The organism is Gemmatimonadota bacterium, assembly GCA_016713785.1.
GTDB lineage: Bacteria > Gemmatimonadota > Gemmatimonadetes > Gemmatimonadales > GWC2-71-9 > JADJOM01.
The window spans coordinates 1,266,537-1,288,547 of the sequence record JADJOM010000003.1 but is presented as its reverse complement, the minus strand read 5'-3'; the positions used below and the strand labels follow the sequence as shown (position 1 = coordinate 1,288,547).

The following is a 22,011-nucleotide window of genomic DNA, read 5'->3' as shown; positions in this document are numbered from 1 at the left end:
GGTGATCGGGTACGGCGGGATGCACCTCTCCATCACCGACCGCCCGCCAGAGTCCCAGGCCATCCGGGTCATCCACGCGGCGCTCGATGCCGGGATGACCCTGATCGACACCGCCAACGCCTACTGCCTCGACGCGGCCGAGACCGGGCACAACGAGCGGCTGATCGCCCGGGCGCTCCGGGAGTGGCCGGGGCCACGCGAGCGGGTCGTGGTGGCCACCAAGGGCGGGATCGTGCGCACCGGCGGACGCTGGGACCGCGATGGTCGGCCGGCGAGCCTCGTCGCCGCCTGCGAGGCCAGCCTCACGGCGCTCGGCGTGGAGCAGATCGGGCTGTACCAGCTGCATGCCCCGGATCCCGCGGTGCCGTTCGAGGAGAGCATGGGCGCCCTGGTGGCGCTCCAGCACGCCGGGAAGATCCGCTGGATCGGCCTCTCCAACGTGTCGGTGGAGCTGATCCGCCGGGCACAGGCGCTGGGGCCCATCGCCACCGTGCAGAACCGCCTCAACCCGTACTTCCGCGAGGCCCTCGCCGACGGCGTCGTGCGCTACTGCGGGGAGCGTGGCATCGGCTTCCTGGCCTACAGCCCGACCGGTGGGGGCCGGCTCACCCGGAAACTCCCGGCCCACCCGGTGCTGGCGGCGATGGCCGCCCGGCGCGGGGTCACCGTCCACCAGCTCTGCCTGGCCTGGGTCCTGGCACAGGGGCCGAGCGTGGTGGCGATTCCCAGCGCCCGGACGGTGGACCACGCCCAGGACAGCGCCGCCGCGGGCGCGCTGGCGCTCGGGACCGCGGAACTCGCCGAGATCTCCGCCGCCGCCTTCGACCGCACCTGACGCCTCCCCCTCCACGATTCCGGGGCCTCCCGCCCGGGATATATTTCCCGCCATGTCATACGCCCAGCGCCGACTGACCGTCACTGCCCGGGTCGGGGACGTTCCCGTGGGCAGCGCGCATCCGATCGTGGTGCAGTCCATGACCAACACCGACACCGCCGACGTGGCGGGGACCATCCGCCAGGTGGCGGCGCTCGCGCGCGCGGGGAGCCAGCTGGTGCGGGTCACGGTGAACAACGAGGAAGCGGCCGCGGCGGTCCCGCACATCGTCGAAGGCCTGGAGCGGGCGGGGGTGAGCGTCCCCATCATCGGCGACTTCCACTACAACGGGCACCTGCTGCTCACCCGCCACCCCGGCTGCGCGCGGGCACTGGCCAAGTACCGGATCAATCCCGGCAACGTGGGCGGGAAGCGCGCCGACGAGAACTTCCGCGCCATCATCGAGGTGGCGCTGGCCCACGACAAGCCGGTGCGCATCGGGGTCAACTGGGGGTCACTCGACCAGATCCTCCTCACCGAACTCATGGACGCCAACGCGCGGCTGCCCGAGCCCCGGGACGTCCGCGACGTCATGCTCGACGCCATGCTCGAAAGCGCGCTCCGCTCCGCCGCCCACGCCGAGGCCCTGGGCATGGGGCACGACCGGATCATCCTGAGCGCCAAGGTCTCGGGCGTGCAGGATCTCGTGGACGTCTACCGGATGCTCGCCGCGCGCTGTGACTACCCGCTGCACCTCGGGCTCACCGAGGCGGGGATGGGGGCCAAGGGCATCGTGGCGAGCGCGGCGGGGCTTTCCATCCTGCTGCAGGAGGGAATCGGCGACACCATCCGGGTCTCGCTGACCCCGAAGCCCGGGGGCGACCGGACCGAGGAGGTGCTGGTGGCCCAGCAGATCCTCCAGTCGCTCGGGCTGCGGAGCTTCACCCCGCAGGTCACCGCCTGCCCGGGATGCGGCCGCACCACGAGCACCTTCTTCCAGCAGATGGCCGAGGATATCCAGGGGTACCTCAAGGAGCGGATGCCGGAGTGGCGGGCGCACTATCCCGGCGTCGAGGAGCTCAAGCTGGCGGTGATGGGGTGCGTGGTGAACGGGCCGGGGGAGTCCAAGCACGCCAACATCGGCATCTCGCTGCCGGGGACGTTCGAGGAGCCGAAGGCGCCCGTGTACGTGGATGGCCGGCTGATGGTCACCCTCAAGGGAGACTCGATCGTCGCCGACTTCCTGCGGATCCTCGACGAATACGTGGACACCCGGTATGGCGCTGCCGCTCGATCAGGTCCTGCGTGAGCAGCCGGTGACCGGCCTGGCCCTGATGTTCGGGGCCGGCCTGGTCACCAGCCTCACGCCCTGCGTCTACCCCATGATCCCGATCGTCGCGGGCGTGCTGGGGGGCGCCGCGACCGCCGGCCGCGGCTGGAAGCGCACCGCTCTGCACACCGCCATCTACATCCTGGGCGTGGCGCTGGTCTACGCCTCCCTCGGCCTCCTGGCGGGCCTCACCGGCTCGCTCTTCGGCGCGGTGAGCTCCAATCGCTGGGCCTATTTCGCCATCGGGAACCTGCTGCTGGTCTTCGGGCTGGCGATGTTCGACGTCTTCCCGCTGGCCGCGCCGCAGCGCCTGCTGGCCTGGGCCAGCCGGTTCGGGGGCGGCTCGCCCGGGGGCGTGTTCGCCATGGGCGCGACCTCGGGCCTCGTGGCCGCGCCCTGCGGGGCACCGGCCTTCGCGGCGGCGCTGACGTTCGTGACTGCCACCGGGAGCGCCGTGTGGGGTTTCCTGTACCTGTTCGTCTTTTCCCTCGGGATGACGGCGCTCCTGGCCGTGGTGGGGCTGGTGGCCGGGGCCGGGGCCGCCCTGCCGCGGAGCGGCCGGTGGACGGCCTGGGTCAAGCGGGGGGCCGGCGTGGTCCTGCTGGGGATGGCGGAGTACTACTTCATCCAGATGGGAAAGGTCTCCTGATGCGTCGCCTGGTTTCCACCGGCGGGATCGCCGCCGCGCTGCTCTTCGCCCTCCCGCTCGCGGGGCAGGGGGAGTCCGGGATCCCGCTCGGGACCCGGGCACCCCTGGTCAGCGTGAACGACCTCGATGGCAAGGCCGTGGACCTCGGCCAGTGGGTGGGGAAGAAGCCGGTCCTGATCGAGTTCTGGGCCACCTGGTGCTCCAACTGCGAGGAACTGCTGCCCCGCTTCGTGGCGGCGCACCGCGAGTTCGGCGACCGGGTGGAGTTCCTGGGGGTGAATGTGACGGTGAACCAGACACCGGAGCGGGTGCGCCGTTACCTTGAGCAGCACACGGTCCCCTTCCGCATCCTGTACGATGACCGGGGGGCCAGCACCCGGGCCTACCAGGCGCCGGCCACCTCGTTCGTCGTGATCCTCGACGCGGCCGGCCGGGTGGTCTACACCGGCGTCGGGGCGGACCAGCGATTCGAGCCGGCGCTCAAGCAGGTGGCTGGCGTAAAGGAGTAACTGATGCGACTGCACGCCCTCCTCATCCCGGCCTTGGGGGCCCTCCTCGCCGCCGCCCCCGGGGGTGGCCCAGGCGGCTCCCGACAGCGCCATCGGTCGTCCCACCGCGGTACTGGTCGACGGGCCCCGGGTCGGCGACCGGGCCTCCGACTTTTCCCTCCCGTGGGCCTCCAGGGACGGGGTGGTCACCACCGAGCCCTGGTTCAGCCTCAGCGCCCAGCGGGGCCGGGTCGTGGTCCTGGCGTTCTTTCCGCGGGCCTTCACCCCGGGATGCACCGCGGAGATGCGCACCTTCGCCGAGCAGTATACCGAGCTGTTCGGGGACGACGTGGTGGTGGTAGGGATCAGCGCCGACTCCCTCGAGACCCAGCAGCGGTTCGCCGCCAGCCTGGGGCTGCCCTTCCGCCTCCTGGCCGACCAGGACCAGCGGGTGGCCCGGGCGTACGGCAGCGCCGCCGACCGCCCCGGCTACAACCGCCGTACCGTCTACGTCCTCAATCGGAAGGGCGAGGTGAGCTACACCGACCTCCGCTTCCGGGCCCTCGAGCCTGACTCCTACCGTGACCTTGGCCGGGCCGTGGCTGACGCCCGGCAGGGTCGTTGACACCCACTCCGGATCGCTGCCGATGACCGTCCCCCGCCGCCCGCTGTGTGCCGGATCCGCCGCCGTCCTCCTTGCAGCACTGCTCGCCGGCCCTGCCCTCGCGGCCCAGAGCGGCGGCACGCTCCCCCCACGGGAACCCAAGGTCGCCTGGGACCTGGGGCCCACGCGCGGGGGCTGGTGCGTGTACTTCCTGATGGCGCCCAAGGCGGCCGGCGAGCTGCTGCTCCGCGGGGCGCGGGCCGTCCCCGCCCGGGAGGATCCTGCCCTCCAGCCCGCCCTCCGGCGGGTGATCACCGACGAGCCGACCTACGCCGACTGGATTCCCGCCCAGATCTGCACCTGGTACACCGAGGGGGTCTCGGTCAACCGGCGGGCCTACGACCGTGGTGATGGTGGCAAGCAGCTGGCGCTCTTCTGGTGGGGGATCAGCGCCACCGGGGAGCGCCTCGGCGCCCGTCCCGGCCTCTCCCAGGTGGTCCTGGGTACCAACAGCTCCGGGCTCAAGCGCCAGATGCAGCTGGAGTTCGTGGAGATGGAACGTCTGGAGATCAACCGGCTCCCGGTCAAGGAGTCGGAGGACGAGGAGTTCTCGTTGAGGCTGGGCCGGACCACCGTGGCCTTCGCGGGGCACCCCAGCCCGGACTCGAGCCTGGCGGTGGCGCCCGTGTCCTACCAGTCGGTCGTGAAGGGGGAGGACAACCGGATCTGGCTGGTGGCGTTCCAAGCCACCCCCACGGGAATTGCCGGGTTGTCCGGTTCGCTCCGGATCCAGGGAAAGGGAGACCTGGCCAAGTCCCTCACGGAATCACCGATCCGGCTGGTCGGCCATCTCGTCACCGGTGGTACGGGGCGTGTGGATTTTGTCGAATAAACGGTAGCGGGGCGTGGTGCTCGAGCCGACGACAGCGACCCCGGTGGGCCCAGCCCGCCGGGGTTTTCCACGTCCACCGCGGTCCCTGACTCGTGCTCAGGGAAGATGGGGATCGAGGCCGGACAAGGGTCGAAAGAGGGCTCCGAGTTCTCCCCATCGGCAGGCCGGACCCGCCTCTGGGCAACGGCGTCACTGTCACTTCGATTGTATACACAATCTGTGCATAGAATACCCAGTACTGACGACACTGTCGCCAGTTACATTATCAACATCCAGCGAGTGCTTTTTCCCATTGTGGGCATTGTGGTTAGCTGATTGACTTCAAGTGGAAAACAAGGTGGCGGTCTAGTGCTTTGTCCGGATGGGTTCTACTGGCCAGCCTGCGGCCATTTCCCCATTCCACATGTGGAAAAACCAGCCAATCCACAGACGTTGGTGACTCCTGGCTGGGCTGCCGAGCGGGTTGCGCCGTTGGTGTCGCGTTGTGGAAAAGTAGCAATCCATGCAACTCCGGATTTCTGGTCTGCCGGTGGTGAACGCAGAGGTCCCCGGACTAAGTTGGGTTGTGGATATTCCCCTCGCCGTCCCCGCCAGTGGCCTGCTCCGCGGAGGCCGGGTCCTGTCCCTGATTCCCGGGGTGGAGGGAGACGCCATCTGGTGGCAGGATGGGGTCATCCGGGCGGTCGGGGCGGCGCGGGAGCTGGAGCGGCGGGTCCCCTCGCGGGTGGCGCGCTTCGACCTCCCCCGGACCCTGATCACCCCCGGCTTTGTGGACGGCCACACCCACTTTGCCATGTGGGCCCAGAACCGGCGGCGGGTGCACCTGGCCGGTGCCGCCCGCCGGTCCGAGGCCCTGCGCCGGGTGGCCGGCGGGGTGCCGGAGCAGGGCTGGTTGCGGGGGCATGGCTGGGATGCCAACCGGTGGGAGGACGCCCCCGACCGCCGCTCGCTGGACGCCGTGACCTCGGTGCCAGCGTTCCTCGAGTCCATTGATATCCACGCCGCCTGGGTCAACTCCGCCGCACTCGCAATGGCCGGTATCGGACGTGACACCCCCGACCCGGCCGGCGGGCGGATCGTGCGGGACCCCGGCGGCGAGCCGACCGGGGTCCTGCTGGAGCGCGCGGTGGACCTGGTCCGCCGGGTGCTGCCCGACCCGGATCCCTCCGCCATCCTGACCGGGCTCCGGGAGGCCCAGCAGGCCGCCCACCGCCTCGGGCTGACCGGCATCCACGACGTGGAGGGGCCGGACGCGCTTCGGGGGTTTCGTGCCCTCGAGGCGGCCGGGGAGCTCCGCCTGCGGGTCCTCTTCCACCCGCCGGTCGCCCAGCTCGGCGACCTCCTGGCCGCCGGCGTCCGCAGCGGGCTCGGGACCCCGTGGCTCCGGCTGGGCGGGGTGAAGCTGTTCCTGGATGGCAGCCTGGGCAGCCGCACCGCCTGGATGCTGGAGCCCTATGAGGGGACTGCGGAGCTCGGGGTGCCCCTGGCCGAGGCCGGCAATGCCCGTCGCGTGGTCCGGGTGGCGGCGGAGGCAGGCATCAGCCTGGCCGTCCACGCCATCGGCGATGCCGCCGTGCGCCAGGCCCTCGACCTGCTCGAGCCGCTGCCGGGGACCGCGCTGCCGCACCGGATCGAGCACTTCCAGTGCGTGCACCCCGATGACCTGGGCCGCGCCGCGGCCCGCGGCATCGTGCTCTCCATGCAGCCGGCCCACCTGCCGGCCGACGTCGGGCTCGCGGAGGAGCGCTGGGGCGGCCGCGGCCGCGGGGCCTACGCCTTCCAGGGTCTGCGCCGGGCTGGCGCGATCCTCGCCTTCGGCAGCGACGTGCCGGTGGCGACCCCCGACCCGCGCCACGGGATTGTCGCGGCGATGGCGCGGGTGGCGGCGGATGGCAGCTTCGGGGAAGGGTGGTACCCGGAGGAGCGTCTCACCTTTGAGGAGTCGGTGCGCGCCTATACGGTGGGCAACGCGATCGCCGGCGGGGTGGCCGATCACAGCGGTCAGCTCGCGCCCGGCTTCGACGCCGACCTGGTGGTCTGGGGGATGGACGCGGGCGCGGAACGGGGGGACTGGCTGGCCGTGCGCGAGGCGGAGGTCCGGCTGACGGTGGTCGGGGGGGAGGTCGTGTACCGGCGCTGAATCACCTCCTGGCCGGCCCCGGTCCGGGGGATTCCAGGCCGCGTTTCACGCCGTTCCGTCACCCCCTCCGCGCGATTAGACTCCCACCACGCCAAGCCATCCGCCCAGCCCGAGGAGTCCCGTGCCAGAGTCCGCCATCCGCCGCACCAAGATCGTGGCCACCCTCGGGCCGGCCTGGGCCCGGCCCGATCAGATGCATGCCCTCTTCGACGCGGGCGTGAACATCGTGCGGGTCAACGCGTCGCACGGCACCCCCGAGATCCGGCGGGAGTGGATCACCACGGTGCAGCGGGTGCGCACGGAGCGGAAGGAGTCGATCGGCCTGTTGCTCGACCTGCAGGGTCCCCGCATCCGGGTGGGCGTGCTGCCGCAGCCGGTGATGCTGGTGAAGGGGGCGCAGGTGGTGTTCGCGCCGGAATCGGTGGTCACCGCGGGCGAGATCCCCACGACCTATGACGCGATCGCCCGCGACGTGCATCCCGGCGCCCGGATCCTGCTCAATGACGGGCTGCTCTCGGTGCGGGTCAACGACATCCAGGGCGACCGCGTGCTCACCACCGTGGAGTATGGCGGCGAGCTCAAGTCCAACAAGGGCATGAACCTCCCCGGCATCGAGGTGAGCGCGCCGGCGCTGACCGAGAAGGACCGCGAGGACGTGGTCGACGCGGTGGCGCTGGGCGTGGACTACGTCGCGCTCTCGTTCGTGCGGAAGGCCGCCGACCTCGACCTGCTGCGGCGGCTGGTCCCCAAGGGCATCAAGCTGGTGGCCAAGATCGAGAAGGACACGGCGCTCCGCGACCTCTGCGGCATCCTCGAGGCCTCGGACGCGATCATGGTGGCCCGCGGCGACCTGGGGGTGGAGCTGCCGTTCGAGGAGGTCCCGCTGGTGCAGAAGCGGATCATCCGCGAGGCCAACCTCCACGGCAAGCCGGTGATCACCGCCACCCAGATGCTCGAGTCCATGGTGCACGCCCCGGTGCCGACCCGCGCCGAGGCCTCGGACGTGGCCAACGCCATCCTCGACGGCACCGACGCGGTGATGCTCTCCGCCGAGACCGCAGTGGGCGAATACCCGCTGGAGGCGGTCCGGGCGATGGACCGGATCGCGCGCGAGATGGAATCGCACCGGCAGGGCCGCAGTCCCGCCTTCGACGCGGCCGTCGGCCGCCGTGCCGGGGAGTCGGACGACAAGCGGCACCCGCGCCCCGGCGCCAGCACGATCCCGGCCCGCACCGAGGACGCCATCGGCGTCGCGGTCTGCGCCGCCTCGGAGCTGCTGCATGTGCCGCTGATCCTCTGCTTCACCAGCAGCGGCTTCACCGCCCGGAAGGTGGCCACCTACCGACCCACCGTGCCCATCGTGGCGGCCACGCCCGAGGCGGAGACCTATCGCCACCTGGCAATGGTGTGGGGCGTGCTCCCGATCCAGACGGCGCACTCGAGCGACTACGACACGCTGCTCTCCCAGGCGCGGACCCAGATCCTCGACCGGGGGCTGGCCCGGCCGGGCGAGCGGGTGGTGGTGACCGCCGGGGTGCCCTTCGACGTGCCCGGCACGACCAACCTCCTCAAGATCGAAGCGCTCTGAGGGTGCGGCTCACCTTCCTCGGCACCGGCACCTCGTTCGGGGTCCCGCAGATCGGCTGCCGCTGCGCCGTCTGCACCTCGTCCGACCCGCGCGACCGCCGGTCACGCTCCGGGGCCCTGGTCGAGGCGGGGGGGCGCACGCTGCTGATCGACACCGCGCCGGAGCTGCGCCTGCAGCTCCTGGCCGCGGGGGTGGAGCGGGTCGACGCGGTGCTCTACACCCACGAGCACGCCGATCACCTCAACGGCATCGACGACCTGCGGATCTTCTCGGTGCGCTCCCGCACGCCGCTCACCTGCTACGGACCGGCCGAGACGCTGGCCCGGGTGCGCGAGGGGTTCCGCTACATCTTCGACCAGGACGTGCACGCCTTCGAGGGCACCTCCAAGCCGCTGCTCGAGCTGGCCGCGCTCGAGCCGGGGGTCCCGGTGGAGATCGCGGGCATCCCGGTGCTGCCGCTGGCGTTCGAGCATGGCTACCTGCGGGTGTTCGGCTACCGCTTCGGGCCGGTTGCCTACATCACCGACGTGAAGGCCATCCCGCCGGCGGCCTACGGCGCGCTGGCCGGCCTCAAGGTGCTGGTGCTCAACTCGCTGTGGTGGCGGCCGCACCCGACCCACCTCTCGATCGGCGAGGCCATCGAGACCGCCCGCGCCCTGGGCGCGGAGCGGACCTACCTGACGCACCTCACCCATGAGACGGGGCACGCCGAGCTGGAGCGGCAGCTGCCCCCGGGCGTGTTTCCCGCCCACGACGGACTTTCGATCGAGGTCACGGCATGAAGCTGCAATACGGACGGATGCTCGGCGACCGGCTGGACGGCGTGCACGGCCTCCCGCGCCCCCGGCTGCTGGAACTCACCCGCCGGTTCGGCGACGTGCAGGCGGAGGTGCGCCGGCGCCGCGGCCAGGGGGAATACGGCTTCTACGGGCTGGGCAGCCAGGACGCGTCGGTGCAGCAGATCCGGCGCTTTGCCGACGGGGTGGGGCAGGCGTTCGATCACGTCCTGGTGCTCGGCATCGGCGGCTCCGCGCTCGGGATGAAGGCGCTGCTCAACGCCCTCAAGCGCCCCGCCTGGAACGAGCTCGACGACGAGGGCCGGGAGTTCTTTCCCCGCCTGACGGTGCTCGACAACGTCGACCCCACCTCCGTCGGAGAGGCGCTCCGCCGGATCGATCCCCGCCGCGCACTCGTCAACGTCATCAGCAAGTCGGGCGGCACCGCCGAGACCATGGCCCAGTACCTGGTGGTGCGGCAGTGGCTGGAGGCGGCGCTGGGACCCGCCGCGGTGCGGCACCTGGTCTTCACCACCGACCCGAAACGGGGCGCCCTGCGGGAGATCGCCGCCCGGGACGGTATCGCCGCCCTGGAAGTCCCCGCCGACGTGGGCGGCCGCTTCAGCGTCCTCTCGCCCGTGGGCCTGCTGCCCGCGGCGCTGGTGGGCATCGACATCGAGGGGCTGCTCGCGGGGGCGCGCACCGCGCTCGTCAAGGCCGACGCGGACGACCTGCTGCGCAACCCGGCCGCCCTCTGGGCCGCGCTGCACTGGGCCGCCGACACCTCGCTCGGCGCCCGGATTCATGTCCTGATGCCCTACACCGACCGGTTGCGCGAGTTCGCCGAGTGGTTCCGGCAGTTGTGGGCCGAGAGCCTCGGCAAGGCGCGGGATCGCCGGGGCCAGGAGGTCCATACCGGCCCCACCCCGCTCGGGGCCGTCGGGCCCACCGACCAGCACAGCCAGGTCCAGCTGTTCATGGAAGGCCCCTACGACAAGGTCGTGACCTTCATGGCGGTGGACCGTCTCGGCGAGGACATCACCATCCCCGCCGGCAAGGACCTGCCCGCCGACCTGGCCTACCTCCCGGGGCATACGCTGGCCGGGCTCTTGCAGGCCGAGTACCAGGCCACCTCCGCGGCGCTGGCCCGCATGGGCCGGATGAGCTGCGCCCTGCACCTGCCGGAGCTTTCGGCGGCCGCGCTCGGCGAGGCCATCATGTTCTTCCAGCTGGCCACCGGGTACGCGGGGGTCTGGTACGGCGTGGACCCCTTCGACCAGCCGGGGGTGGAGCTGGGCAAGCGCCTGACCTTTGCCGCGATGGGCCGCCCCGGGTTCGAGGCCGAGCCTCTGGGCCTGCCCGCCGGCGATGAAGCATGACGGACCTCCAACACCCACAGGATGCCGACCCCATGCGAAGCACCCGTTCTGCCGCCCGTGTCCTGACCCTCGCCGGCCTGCTGGCGGGTACCGCGCTCCTGCTCCCCGCCGGCCTGCGGGCCCAGGCCCTGCTGCGCCCGGGCACCGAGGCGCGCGGTGAGCTCAAGTCGGGCGACCTGCGCCTCGACGACAACACCTACGCCGACCTCTGGCGCTTCAGCGGGACCAGCGGGCAGCGGGTGCGGATCACCATGCGCTCCGACGCCTTCGATGCCTACCTGAGCATGGGCTGGATCGATGACAGCGGGGAGTTCCACCTGGTCGAGTCGGACGACGACGGCGCCGGCGGCACCAATCCCCAGGTCACCGCCGTCCTGCCGCGGAGCGGCGAGTTCGTGGCCCGCGCCAACACGCTGAGCGAGGGCGAGACCGGCGCCTACACCCTGCTCCTCGAGACCGATGTCACGGGCGATGCCCCGGTGGCGGCCGGTGGCGGAGGGGCCGACCGGCCCCGCGTGGTCGGCGCCATCACCGTCGGGACCCCGGTGTCCGGCGAGCTCAAGCAGGGCGACGAGGTGCTCGACGACGACAGCTTCGCCGACAGCTACAGCCTGCGCGGACGCAGCGGCCAGACCCTGGCCATCACGCTGACCTCCGCCGACTTCGACGCCTACCTGGCCGTCGGCCGCCTGGTGGATGGCGCCTATGTCAGCCTCGAGAGCGATGACGACGGGGCCGGCGGCACCAACTCCAAAGTCGACGTCACCCTGCCGGCCGAGGGCGACTATATCGTCCGGGCCAACACGCTCTTCAAGAACAAGACCGGCAGCTACACCCTGCTGGTCACGGCGGGCGGCGACGCCCTGCCGGTCGAGGCGCCGGTCAGCACCGGCGGCAACCCGCTGGTCTCGAGCGTCCCGGGCGCGCACATGCCCGTGGTGCTGGGCCAGGAGCTGCGCGGCACCCTCGGCGCCGGTGACGAGAAGATCTCCGATGGCAGCTACGCGGACATCTGGGTGTACCAGGGCCGCGCTGGAGAGACCCTCACCATGATCCAGCGGTCCACCACGATCGACGCGTACCTGACGTTCGGCCCGGTGACTGACGGGCGGTGGAGCTGGGAGAAGAGCGACAACGACGGCGCCGGGGGCGATGACGCCAAGCTGGTCGTGACCCTCGCCCGCGACGGCGAGTACTGGGTCCGTCCCAACGCCCTGTTCTCGGGCGAGGGGGCCTACACCCTGATGGTCACCAGTGACCGCGCCGGGCCGGCCGCCGCGCCCGCCGCCGCCCAGCCCGCGCCGCCGTCGCAGCCGGTGCCGGCCGCGGGGCCGCTGCAGTCGGGGCTCAATCTCAGCAAGGCCATCAAGGGCCAGCCGGCGGGCGCCGCCCGGCGCGAGGTGAAGGAGCTCAAGAAGGGCGAGGAGACGCGCGGCCGCCTCACCGAGGACGATGAGGACAGCGGCGACGGCACCTACGTGGACACCTGGTACTTCGAGGGACGGAAGGGGCAGGTGGCCATCATCACCATGAAGTCAGAGGACTTCCGGCCCTACGTGCTGCTGGGGCGCGCCCCCTCCGGCGACGCCACCTTCAGCTCGATCGAGAGCGAGGGGGCGCCGGTGGGCGAGCCGGCGAAGATCACCCTGGAGCTGCCGGCCAACGGCCGGTACTGGATCCGGGCCAATACCTTCGACAAGCTCACCGGCCGCTACACGCTCAAGCTCAGGATCCGCTAGCCGCGAGTCCCCCGGCGTCGGTTTGACGCCGGGGGGCCCACCGGCCTAGATTCGACCATTCCTGGTCTGTAACTCACAAGAGGACAGAGACTTATGGCCGATCACCGCGCCGATCTCATTGCCCTGTACGGTGGCGCCGTCGCGCGCGCCGGTGAAGGGGTCACGGTCCGCACTCCCGCGGCGCTCGCGTCCGAGACCACCGATCGGGTGGTCTGGGAGGCGGTGTTCGGGGCGCCGGCCGTCCGGGATGCCGCGCGCTGGCTGCTGTGGGAACTCGGCCAGGCGGTCGGGGCCCGCCCCGCGTCGATCGCGGCGGTGTACTTCGCCCGGGGGCGCGGGGAGTGCCGTGGGTTCACGGTGCCCGCCATCAACATCCGGATGCTGGCCTACGACTCGGCCCGGGCGGTGTTCCGCGCCGCCAGGGCCCGCAACGCCGGCGCCATCCTGCTCGAGATCGCCCGCTCGGAGATTGCCTACACCGAGCAGCGCCCGGCGGAGTACGTGGCGGTGATGATCGGCGCGGCGCTCCGCGAGGGCCACTACCTCCCGATCTTCATCCAGGGTGACCACTGCCAGGTGAACGCCAGGAAGTACCAGGCGGACCCGAAGGCGGAGGTGGAGGAGGTCAAGCGCCTGATCCAGGAGGAGGTGGGCGCCGGGTTCTACAACATCGACGTCGACACCTCGACGCTGGTGGACCTCTCGAAGGAGACCCTGCTCGAGCAGCAGCGGCTCAACTTCGAGCACGCGGCGGAGATCACCGCGTTCATCCGCGAGATCGAGCCGGCGGGCTTCTCCGTCTCGGTGGGCGCCGAGATCGGCGAGGTGGGCCACAAGAACAGCACGGTGGAGGAACTGCGCGCGTTCATGGACGGGTACATCCCCTCGCTGCGGCGGGTGGGCGACCTGGAGGGGATCTCCAAGATCTCGGTGCAGACGGGGACCAGCCACGGCGGCGTGGTGCTGCCGGACGGCTCGATCGCCAAGGTGAAGCTCGACCTCGACGCGCTGGCCGCGCTGTCCACGGCGGCGCGCGAGGAGTACGGGATGGCCGGCGCCGTGCAGCACGGCGCGAGCACCCTGCCGCCGGACGCCTTCGGCAACTTTGCCCGGCTGGAGACCGCGGAGATCCACCTCGCCACCAATTTCCAGTCGCTGGTCTTCGACCACCCGGCGCTGCCGGCGGAGCTGCGCCAGCGGATGTACGCCTGGCTCGACGCCAACGCGCAGAGCGAGAAGAAGGCCGGCGACACGCCGGAGCAGTTCTACTACAAGGCGCGCAAGAAGGCGATCGGGCCGTTCAAGCGTGAGGTCTGGGGGCTGCCGGCCGCGGCGCGCGCCGCGATCGGCGCGGACCTCGAGAAGACCTTCGGCTTCCTCTTCGACCAGCTCCAGGTGGCCGGCACCGCCGACCTGGTGCAGCGCCTGGTGCGGGCGCCGTACCAGTCGCACGCGTCGCTGGAGCGGGCGCTGGTGACGGCCGAAGACGATGCCGAGGCCGGGGAGTGACCATGAGCCGGGATGACGAGCGGGACGTGGTGTACGTGGAGCGGGACGGCGGGTCGCTCAAGCCGATCCTCTTCGGGGCGCTGCTGGGCCTCGCGGCGGGACTGCTCTTTGCGCCGCAGAGCGGGGCGGAGACGCGGCGGGCGCTCAAGCGGCGGTTGCGCAAGGCGCGGGCGCTGGCCGAGGAGAAGATCGGCGAGCTCTCGGAGAAGGTGAGCGACGAGTGGGCGCGTCCGTCGCCGGCGCCGACCGCGACGGAGCGGCGTGACGAGGTGCGCAGCGAGCTGGAGCGCCGGCTGGCGGAGGCCCGCGCCCGGCGCCGCGCGCCCGAACCGGCCGACGAGGACGAGGAGCCGGTCGCCTGACCGCGGGTGAGGTTGTCGCCCGCCTCCGCGGTGCCGGGGCGTTCCTCCGGCGGACGGTGCACCAGGCGGACCGCCACAACATCCTGTTCCTCGCGAGCGCGCTGACCTTCGACGCGCTGCTCGCGGCGATCCCGCTGCTGCTGCTCCTGCTGGTGGCGCTCACCCACGTGGCCCACCTCTCGCCCCGCTCCAGCGCGCAGGATCTCCACCAGCTGTTCCAGCGCGTGGTGCCGCCGGCGGCGAGCGCGGGGGGCACGGGGCCGTTTGCGGCGGTGGAGCAGTTCCTGCTCGGCTTCACCCGGGCCCGCCTGACCATCTCGCTGTACGCGGTGCCGCTCTTCCTCTGGTTCGCCACCCGCCTCTTTGCCTCGGTCCGCACCGCGCTCACCCTCGTCTACGATGTGCCGCGCCGGCCGACGGGCCAGCACTTCGTGCTGGGCTTCCTCGCGGGCAAGCTGCGCGATGCCGTGATGGTGCTCTTCACCCTGGCGCTGCTGGTGGGGAACGCGACGCTCACCACCGGGCTCCGGGTGCTCAACACCCGTGGGCAGGACCTGATCGCCCGCTGGCCGGGGCTCGGCCTCCTGGTCGGGTCCATCGGCCGGAGCGTCAGTGAGGTGGTGGCGTTCGTCTTCTCCGCCGCGCTCTTCTACGTGGTCTACCGGCACGCCTCGCCCCGCCGCCTGCCGCGGCGCGCGGCGCTGGCCGGGTCGCTGTTCACGGCGCTGCTGTTCGAGGTGGCCAAGCGGTTCTACGGCTGGTACCTGCACAACCTGGCGGTGGCCGACCGCTTCTCCGCCGACGCCAACCTCGGCGCGGTGATCCTCTTCATCCTCTGGCTCTATTACACCGGCGTGGTGTTCCTGCTGGGCGCCGTGGTCGCGGAGACCTTTGACCTGCTGGGCCGCCAGCGCGCCAGCCATGCCCGGCCCGTCGTGGCCGGTGGTGGCTGACGGCGCCCGCGCGGGCTATACTCTCGGGCGGACCGGCAGGGGCCGGCCCACCAACGCAGCTTCACCTCCAGCCCTCCCGCCATCCTCATGCGACTGCTGACCGCCCTGCTGCTGCTGCCGACGCTGCTCTCGGCCCAGGAGTTCGACTTCTACGCCCGTGGGCCGTACCGCGCCACCGTGCCGCGCCCCGACGCCCTCAACGGCTATCCCGCCGGCGCCCAGCACACGATGTACCACCAGCAGCAGCAGGCCTTCGACCGGATGATGGCTGCCGCGCCGGACCGGGTGCGGAGCGAGGTGATCGGGCGGACCGTGGAAGGGAAGGTGATGCGGCTGCTGATCATCTCGGCGCCGGAGAACCTGGCACGGCTCGACGAGATCCGGGACAACCTGGCCCGGCTGGCCGACCCGCGGCGCACCACGGCGGCGGAGGCCCGGGCCCTGGCCGAGCGGACCCCGGTGACGGTCCTGCTCACGCATTCGGTGCACGGCAACGAGCCGGCGGGCTTCGAGGCGTCGATGCAGACCGCCTACCAGCTGCTGGCCTCGGACGAGCCGGCCACCCTCGAGATCCTCCGCAACGTGGTGGTGCTCATCAACCCGTCGCAGAACCCCGACGGGCACGAGCGGTTCGCGGCCTGGTCCAACTCGGTGGCCACGGGCACCGACGACCCCGCCGCCGTGGAGCAGACCGAGCCCTGGGCCATCTGGGGCCGGTTCAACCACTATCGCTTCGACATGAACCGGGACCTGCTCGCCCAGTCGCAGGCCGAGTCGAAGGCCCTCGCCTCGGTCTACGTCCGCTGGCGGCCGCAGGTGGTGGCCGACCTGCACAGCACCACCTCGCAGTACTTCTTCCCGCCGGTGGCCCAGGCCCAGAACCAGAACCTGCCCGCGCGCACCTACGGCTGGTTCGAGCGCTTCGGTCGCCGCAATGGCCAGGCGTTCGACGGCTTCAGCTGGCAGTACTACGTCCGCGACGTGTTCGACTTCTTCTATCCCGGCTACATCGACATGTGGCCCACGATGCGGGGTGGGGTCGGGATGACCTACGAGACCGATGGCGGCCCCGAGCTCAAGAAGCGGAAGGACGACGGTACCTGGGTGACGTTCGAGATGGCGATCGCGCACCACTATGTGGCCTCGCTCGCCACGCTCGGGTACGCCGCCGAGACCCGCGCCGAGCGACTGCGCGATTTCCATGAGTTCCACGCCACCGGCATGGCCGAGGCGCAGCGCCGGCCGATGCGCCGGGTGCTCTTCTCGGGCGCCGACCCGGTGCGGCTGGCGTGGCTGGTCCGGCGGCTCACCGGGGAGGAGATCGAAGTCGTACGCCTCACCCAGCCGTGGACCACCCTGCGCGCCACCTCCTACTACGGCGGCGCAGCCGCGCGGCGGACCTTCCCCGCGGGGACCTACGTGGTGGACTTCAACCAGCCCGAGGCCCGCCTGGCCACCACCATGCTCGAGCCCCGGGCCGCCTTCGATTCCGGCTTCGTGCGCCAGCAGCTGGGCCACTATCAGCGCAACCAGCGTCGCGGCGAGGAGAGCGACCGCGAGGGCTACGAGTTCTACGACGTTACCGGCTGGTCGCTCCCCTTCACCCTCGGCCTCGACGCCTGGTGGACCGACGATACCACCCGGGTCACGGCCGAGCGGCTCACCGCCGCGCCACCGCTGGTGGCGGCGGCGCCGCCCCGGGCGCGGTCGGCGTACCTGTTCGGCAACGAGAGCGAGGCCGGCGCCCGCCTGGCCATGCGACTCCTGCGCGAGGGCGCCAAGGTCGGCGTGGCCACCCGTACCCTCACCGCCAACGGTACCGGCTTCCCGGTCGGGACGTTCGTGGTGCGGGTGCAGCGCAACGCCGAGACCGTGCATGCGCGGATCACGGCGCTCGCGGTGGAGCTCGGGGTCCCGGTGACCGCTGCCCAGTCGGCGTTCCCGGACTCGGGACAGTACGGGGTGGGGAGCGAGACGGTGGAAGCGCTCCACGCACCCCGCATCCTCCTGGCGGCGGGTGAGGGGGTGGACCAGACGGCGTTCGGGGCCCTGTGGTTCTATTTCGAGCGGGAGCTCGGCATCCCCGTCACGCTGGTGAACCTGGCCACCCTGGGCTGGATGGACCTGGCGCCGTACAATGCGCTGATCATCCCCGACGGTTCCGCCGGCCGGATGTACCGGGAGCTCGGGGAGGGCGGGGCCACCCGGCTGCGGCGCTGGGTCGAGGAGGGCGGGGCCGTCATCGCCGTCGGCGACGCGGTGGAGCTGGTGGGCCGCAAGGAGGTGGCGCTGACGACCGTGGCCACCGTCACCGGCGACAGCGCCGCCGCCAAGGACACCACCGTCACCGGGGGCGAGCCCATCGGCCCGCCACTGGTGTCGCCCACGGCGGCCGGCGGCAATCGGCCCGAGTTCATCCCGGGCAGCATCTTCCGCGCGACGCTCGACCGCACCCACTGGCTCACCTTCGGCTACGATCGCGACCAGCTGCCGGTGTTCCTGGAGACGAGCGCGCTGCTCAAGCCCTCGGAGAAGGGCGCGAACCCCGTGGCCTTCACGGGGGCCGACCTGCTGCTCTCCGGCTGGAGCTGGCCGGCGAACACCGAGAAGCACCTCCGCAACAGCGTCTACGCGGCGGTGGAATCCTCGGGTCAGGGCCAGGTGGTGCTCTTCGCCAGCAATCCGGTGTACCGCGGGTTCTGGCGCGGTCCCGCCAAGCTCCTCACCAACGCGGTGCTGATGGCCCCGGGGCGGTGACCGCCCCCGCGCTCGTCCTGCTCGCCGCCGGGCTGGGCAGCCGCTACGGGGGGCTCAAGCAGCTCGATCCCCTGGGCCCGGGCGGCGCCACCCTCATGGACTACGCCGTCTTTGATGGCTGGCGCGCCGGCTTCGGGGCGGTGGTGTTCGTGATCCGGCCCGAGATGGCGGAGGCCTTCGAGCAGCAGGTCGGGTCCCGCTATCGCGGGCGGCTCCCGGTGCGGGTGGCGTTCCAGCGGGCGGAAGCGCTGCCCCCGCCGTTCACGGTGCCGGCGGGCCGCACCCGGCCGTGGGGCACCACCCAGGCGGTGCTCGCGGCCCGGGAGGCCGTCGAGGGGAGCTTCGCCGTGCTCAACGCCGACGACTGCTATGGCCGCGACGCCATCGCCGCCGCGGCCCGCTTCCTCGCCGCCACGCCGCCGGACGCGCCCGACCACGCCGTCGTCGGATACCGGCTCGACCAGACGGCGAGCCCCGCGGGCGGCGTGAACCGCGCGGTGCTGCGGGTGTCCCCGGAGGGGCTGCTGCAGGGCATCACCGAGACGCGGGACCTGGTGGCCGGCCCGGGTGGCGACTTCAGCGGCATCGGACCGGGGGGCCATGTCCAGGTGGCGAAGGACACCCCGGTCTCGATGAACCTCTGGGCCTTCACCGGCGCCATCTTCCCGCTGCTCGAGGCGGCGTTCCTTCGGTTCCTCGAGGCCGGCCCCGGCACGAGCGGGGAGAGCTACCTCCCCGACGCGGTGCAGGAGGGCCTCGACCGCGGCCAGGCGCGCGTCCGGGTGCTGCCCACCACCAGCCGCTGGTGCGGCGTGACCTACGCCGCCGACCGCGAGTGGGTCCAGCGCCAGCTGGCCGCAGCGGTGGACCGCGGCGACTATCCCGCCGCGCTGTGGCCCTGAGTCCGGGCCGCCTCGCCGCGCTGCTCGCGCGCTTCCGGGTCCACCCCGACGCGCCGCCTGCCCTCCAGGGGGGCGGCCACATCAACGACTCCTACCTCGTGACCGGCGCGGGGCCCGGCGGCCCCGGGCGCTTTCTGCTGCAGCGCCTCAATCCGCACGTCTTCCCCGACGGTGCCCCGGTCATCACCAACGCGGCGCGAGTGGCGGCCCACCTCGCGGCCGCGGTGCGCGCGGACCCCGTGGGTGGAGCGGGGTGGCGCGTGCCCGAGCCGCTCCACGCGGACGACGGCGTGCCCGGCTGCCGCGATGCCGACGGGGCCTGGTGGCGGGTCTTCCCCTGGCTCGACGGGGTGCGGGCCATCGAGCGGGTCGGGACCCCGGCGGAGGCCTTCGCGGTGGGGCGCGCCTTCGGCCGCTTCCACGCGATGCTGGCCGACTTTCCCGGGCCTCCGCTCGTCGAGACGCTGCCGGGGTTCCACGACACCCCCGCCCGCCTGGCCGCATTCGATCGGGCGGTGGCCGGCGCGGTCCCGGACCGCCTGGCGGGCGTGGCGGCGGAACTCGCGTTCGTGGAGACGCACCGCGTCTGGGTGGGACTGCTCGCGGCGGCGGACCTCCCGTGCCGCGTGGTGCACAACGATGCCAAGGCCGGGAACGTGCTGCTCGACGCCGCCACCGGCGAACCGGTCGCGGTCATCGACCTCGACACCGTGATGATGGGCACGCTGCTGCACGACGTCGGCGACCTGATCCGCTCGGGTGCCACCCACGCCGCGGAAGACGCCGCCGCGGAGGCGCCGGTGGCGGTGGACGTGGCGCAGTTCACCGCACTGGTGGAGGGGTTCGCGGCGGGCCTGGCCCCGGTCGGGCTGGCGCCCGCGGAGCGTGGGCTCTTCGTCGCGGCGGGGCTGGTCATCACCTTCGAGCAGGGGCTCCGGTTCCTGGCCGACCACCTCGCCGGCGATCGCTACTACCGGATCGATCGGCCGGGACAGAACCTCGACCGGGCCCGGGTGCAGTTCCGCCTGGCAGCGGCCCTCGGGCAGGGGCGGCGGGAGCTGGAGCGGATCGTCGCCGCCGTGTTCGGCGGGTAGCCGCGGGCGGGAGAGGGGACGGGGGCAGGGGAGCGCGACCGGCGCTCCGCTGCCCCCGTGGCGCATCGGGCGGTCCCGGGTCAGCCGGACGTGCTGCTGCCCCAGATGCGCGGCACCAGGCGCAGCAACCCGACGCCGCTGACCACGAAGACCACGAGCCAGACCAGGGCCTGGCTGGTCCGGCCATACAGGAAGCTGCCCGTGCCGAAGAGCGCGGCATAGACGAAGGCGATCCCCGTGGCCCAGCCGAGCAGCGCGAGGGGGAGGCTGTCGTCGGCCGGCCCCACGCCCGCCTCGGCCCGGACCGAGGCCCAGCCCGGCCCCGCCGGCCGCACCAGGCGGTAGAACGTGACCAGCTGGGCGCGCGCCGTGGGGGCGGTCAGGAGCGTCGTGGCCACCCAGGCCACGGTGGTGATGCCCACCGTGGCGAGCAGCGCCACGTGCGAGGGGATGGCAAGGCCGGCGCGCGGGGCCAGGGTGAAGCCGACGGTCGCCACGAAGCTCGCGACCATCGCGGCGATCTCGCTCCAGGCGTTCACCCGCCACCAGAACCAGCGCAGCAGGTACAGCAGCCCCGTCCCGGCGCCGACCGAGAGCAGCAGGTCGAACGCCTGCCGGGCCGTGTCCAGCACCATCGTGAAGCCGGCCGCGACCACCATCAGCAGCGCCGTGGCGATCCGGCCCACCATCACGTAGTGGGCCTCGGTCCGGCCGGGGCGGTAGAAGCGGCGGTAGAGGTCATGCACCAGGTAGCTGGTGCCCCAGTTGAGGTGGGTGGAGATCGTGGAGACGTACGCCGCCAGCATGCCGGCGATCATCACCCCCATGAACCCAGGGGGCAGGAACTTGAGCATGGCGGGGTACGCCATGTCGTGCCCGATCAGCCGCGGGTCCACGTAGGGGAAGGTCCGGGCGATGTCGTCGAGGGTGGGGAAGACGAGCATCGAGCAGAGCGCGACGATGATCCACGGCCAGCTGCGGACGGCGTAGTGCGCCACGTTGAAGAAGAGCGTGCCGGCGAGGGCATCGCGCTCGCTCTTGGCGGCGAGCATCCGCTGGGCGATGTAGCTCCCGCCGCCCGGTTCCGCGCCGGGGTACCAGACCGACCACCACTGCACCGCCAGCGGGATCACCAGGACCGAGAGGGTGAGGCTCCAGTCGCCGAAGTCGGGGACCAGGTTGAGCGTGGCCGGGTCGGTCCGGGCGATGAGCCCCGCGAGGCCGCCGACCTCCGGCTGGCGCAGCGAGAACACCGCGAGCGCGATCGCGCCGGTCATCGCGATGCCGAACTGGATGAAGTCGGTCACCAGCACCCCCCACAGCCCCGACGTGGCGGCAAAGAGGATGTTGAGGACCGCGCAGATGAGGAGCGTCTGCACCATCGGCCAGCCCAGCACCACGTTGGCGATCTTGGCCGCGGCCAGGTTCACCGTGGCCATGATCACGCAGTTGAAGAACAGGCCCAGGTAGATGGCCCGGAAGCCGCGGAGCAGGGTGGCGGGCCGGCCGGAGTAGCGGATCTCGTAGAACTCGAGGTCGGTGAGCACGCCGCTGCGGCGCCACAGCCGGGCATAGAAGAAGACGGTGGCCATCCCGGTGAGCAGGAACGACCACCACGCCCAGTTGTTCGCCACGCCCTTCTCCCGCACCAGGTTGGTCACCAGGTTGGGCGTGTCGGTGCTGAAGGTGGTGGCCACCATCGACACGCCGATCAGCCACCACGGTGCCGCGCGGCCCGAGGTGAAGAACTCGGCCGTGCTCTGGCCGGCCCGCCGGGCCAGCACCAGGGCCGGGATGAAGGAGACCACGATCGACAGGACGACGATGGCCCAGTCGAGCGGCGTGAGCGTCATGGACGGCTCCGGGGGGGGCGGAGGGCGTGCCGGCGGATGGCGGAAGGAAGGCGACGAGTAGAAATGAAAGTGCCCCAGGCACCCCGAAGCGACACTGGACATCGCTTAGCGCTGCTACCGGCGAGGTCCTGACGCGGTTCGCGCGCCAGCGCCCTTCGGACCTGGGGCACCGGGAATGTAAC

The 22,011-nt window shown here is 72.0% G+C and carries 18 protein-coding genes and 1 other RNA gene; 17 read left to right on the top strand and 2 right to left on the bottom strand.

All coding sequences use genetic code 11. The annotated features are described in order from the left end of the window. The first annotated feature begins 19 nt into the window (after window positions 1-19). From IPJ95_13805 to IPJ95_13725, 17 genes are all read left to right on the top strand, one after another. The gene (locus IPJ95_13805; GenBank protein ID MBK7924679.1) at window positions 20-835 is read left to right on the top strand and encodes an aldo/keto reductase; all 816 of its coding nucleotides are present in this window, start codon (window positions 20-22) and stop codon (window positions 833-835) included. Between the two features lie 52 nt (window positions 836-887). After that, complete coding sequence (gene ispG, locus IPJ95_13800) at window positions 888-2,123, top strand: flavodoxin-dependent (E)-4-hydroxy-3-methylbut-2-enyl-diphosphate synthase (protein MBK7924678.1); 1,236 nt, start codon at window positions 888-890, stop codon at window positions 2,121-2,123. Next, window positions 2,092-2,793 carry a sulfite exporter TauE/SafE family protein gene (locus IPJ95_13795; protein MBK7924677.1) on the top strand — a complete coding sequence of 234 codons (702 nt, stop codon included), beginning with the start codon at window positions 2,092-2,094 and terminating at the stop codon, window positions 2,791-2,793. Before ispG ends, IPJ95_13795 begins: the two co-directional genes overlap by 32 nt. Further along, window positions 2,793-3,302: a TlpA family protein disulfide reductase gene (locus IPJ95_13790; protein MBK7924676.1), complete on the top strand. Its 510-nt coding sequence runs from the start codon at window positions 2,793-2,795 to the stop codon at window positions 3,300-3,302. Before IPJ95_13795 ends, IPJ95_13790 begins: the two co-directional genes overlap by 1 nt. 64 nt (window positions 3,303-3,366) lie before the next feature. Further along, entirely contained in the window at window positions 3,367-3,906 is a 540-nt protein-coding gene (locus IPJ95_13785; GenBank protein MBK7924675.1) for a peroxiredoxin, read from the top strand. A 22-nt stretch (window positions 3,907-3,928) separates the two neighbouring features. Next, a complete protein-coding gene (locus IPJ95_13780) occupies window positions 3,929-4,777 on the top strand; it encodes a hypothetical protein (protein MBK7924674.1) in 849 nt (282 codons plus the stop codon). Window positions 4,778-5,342: 565 nt separating this feature from the next. After that, window positions 5,343-6,917 (top strand): amidohydrolase, encoded by a 1,575-nt coding sequence (locus tag IPJ95_13775; protein MBK7924673.1) that lies wholly within the window; start codon window positions 5,343-5,345, stop codon window positions 6,915-6,917. 136 nt (window positions 6,918-7,053) lie between these two features. Beyond that, a complete protein-coding gene (gene pyk / locus IPJ95_13770; protein ID MBK7924672.1) occupies window positions 7,054-8,505 on the top strand; it encodes a pyruvate kinase in 1,452 nt (483 codons plus the stop codon). Between the two features lie 2 nt (window positions 8,506-8,507). Then, a complete protein-coding gene (locus IPJ95_13765) occupies window positions 8,508-9,287 on the top strand; it encodes an MBL fold metallo-hydrolase (protein ID MBK7924671.1) in 780 nt (259 codons plus the stop codon). Continuing rightward, window positions 9,284-10,660, top strand: a complete 1,377-nt coding sequence (locus IPJ95_13760; GenBank protein MBK7924670.1) for a glucose-6-phosphate isomerase — start codon at window positions 9,284-9,286, stop codon at window positions 10,658-10,660. The genes IPJ95_13765 and IPJ95_13760 overlap by 4 nt, the downstream gene beginning before the upstream one ends. A 32-nt stretch (window positions 10,661-10,692) precedes the next feature. After that, entirely contained in the window at window positions 10,693-12,399 is a 1,707-nt protein-coding gene (locus tag IPJ95_13755) for a PPC domain-containing protein (protein ID MBK7924669.1), read from the top strand. Window positions 12,400-12,492: 93 nt separating this feature from the next. After that, window positions 12,493-13,908, top strand: a complete 1,416-nt coding sequence (locus IPJ95_13750) for a class II fructose-bisphosphate aldolase (protein ID MBK7924668.1) — start codon at window positions 12,493-12,495, stop codon at window positions 13,906-13,908. A 2-nt stretch (window positions 13,909-13,910) separates the two neighbouring features. Beyond that, the gene (locus IPJ95_13745) at window positions 13,911-14,270 is read left to right on the top strand and encodes a YtxH domain-containing protein (GenBank protein ID MBK7924667.1); all 360 of its coding nucleotides are present in this window, start codon (window positions 13,911-13,913) and stop codon (window positions 14,268-14,270) included. Window positions 14,271-14,326: 56 nt separating this feature from the next. Next, entirely contained in the window at window positions 14,327-15,223 is an 897-nt protein-coding gene (locus IPJ95_13740) for a YihY/virulence factor BrkB family protein (GenBank protein MBK7924666.1), read from the top strand. Between the two features lie 87 nt (window positions 15,224-15,310). After that, window positions 15,311-17,980 (top strand): hypothetical protein, encoded by a 2,670-nt coding sequence (locus IPJ95_13735; GenBank protein MBK7924665.1) that lies wholly within the window; start codon window positions 15,311-15,313, stop codon window positions 17,978-17,980. Then, a complete protein-coding gene (locus IPJ95_13730) occupies window positions 17,977-18,882 on the top strand; it encodes an NTP transferase domain-containing protein (GenBank protein ID MBK7924664.1) in 906 nt (301 codons plus the stop codon). The genes IPJ95_13735 and IPJ95_13730 overlap by 4 nt, the downstream gene beginning before the upstream one ends. Then, window positions 18,873-19,976 (top strand): phosphotransferase, encoded by a 1,104-nt coding sequence (locus tag IPJ95_13725; GenBank protein ID MBK7924663.1) that lies wholly within the window; start codon window positions 18,873-18,875, stop codon window positions 19,974-19,976. Before IPJ95_13730 ends, IPJ95_13725 begins: the two co-directional genes overlap by 10 nt. 80 nt (window positions 19,977-20,056) lie before the next feature. Here the strand turns inward: IPJ95_13725 and IPJ95_13720 are convergent, their stop codons facing one another. Both IPJ95_13720 and ffs read right to left on the bottom strand, forming a co-directional pair. Continuing rightward, window positions 20,057-21,829 (bottom strand): Na+:solute symporter, encoded by a 1,773-nt coding sequence (locus IPJ95_13720; protein MBK7924662.1) that lies wholly within the window; start codon window positions 21,827-21,829, stop codon window positions 20,057-20,059. Between the two features lie 68 nt (window positions 21,830-21,897). Then, window positions 21,898-21,997: signal recognition particle sRNA small type (ffs, locus tag IPJ95_13715), an RNA gene on the bottom strand. Window positions 21,998-22,011 lie beyond the last annotated feature (14 nt).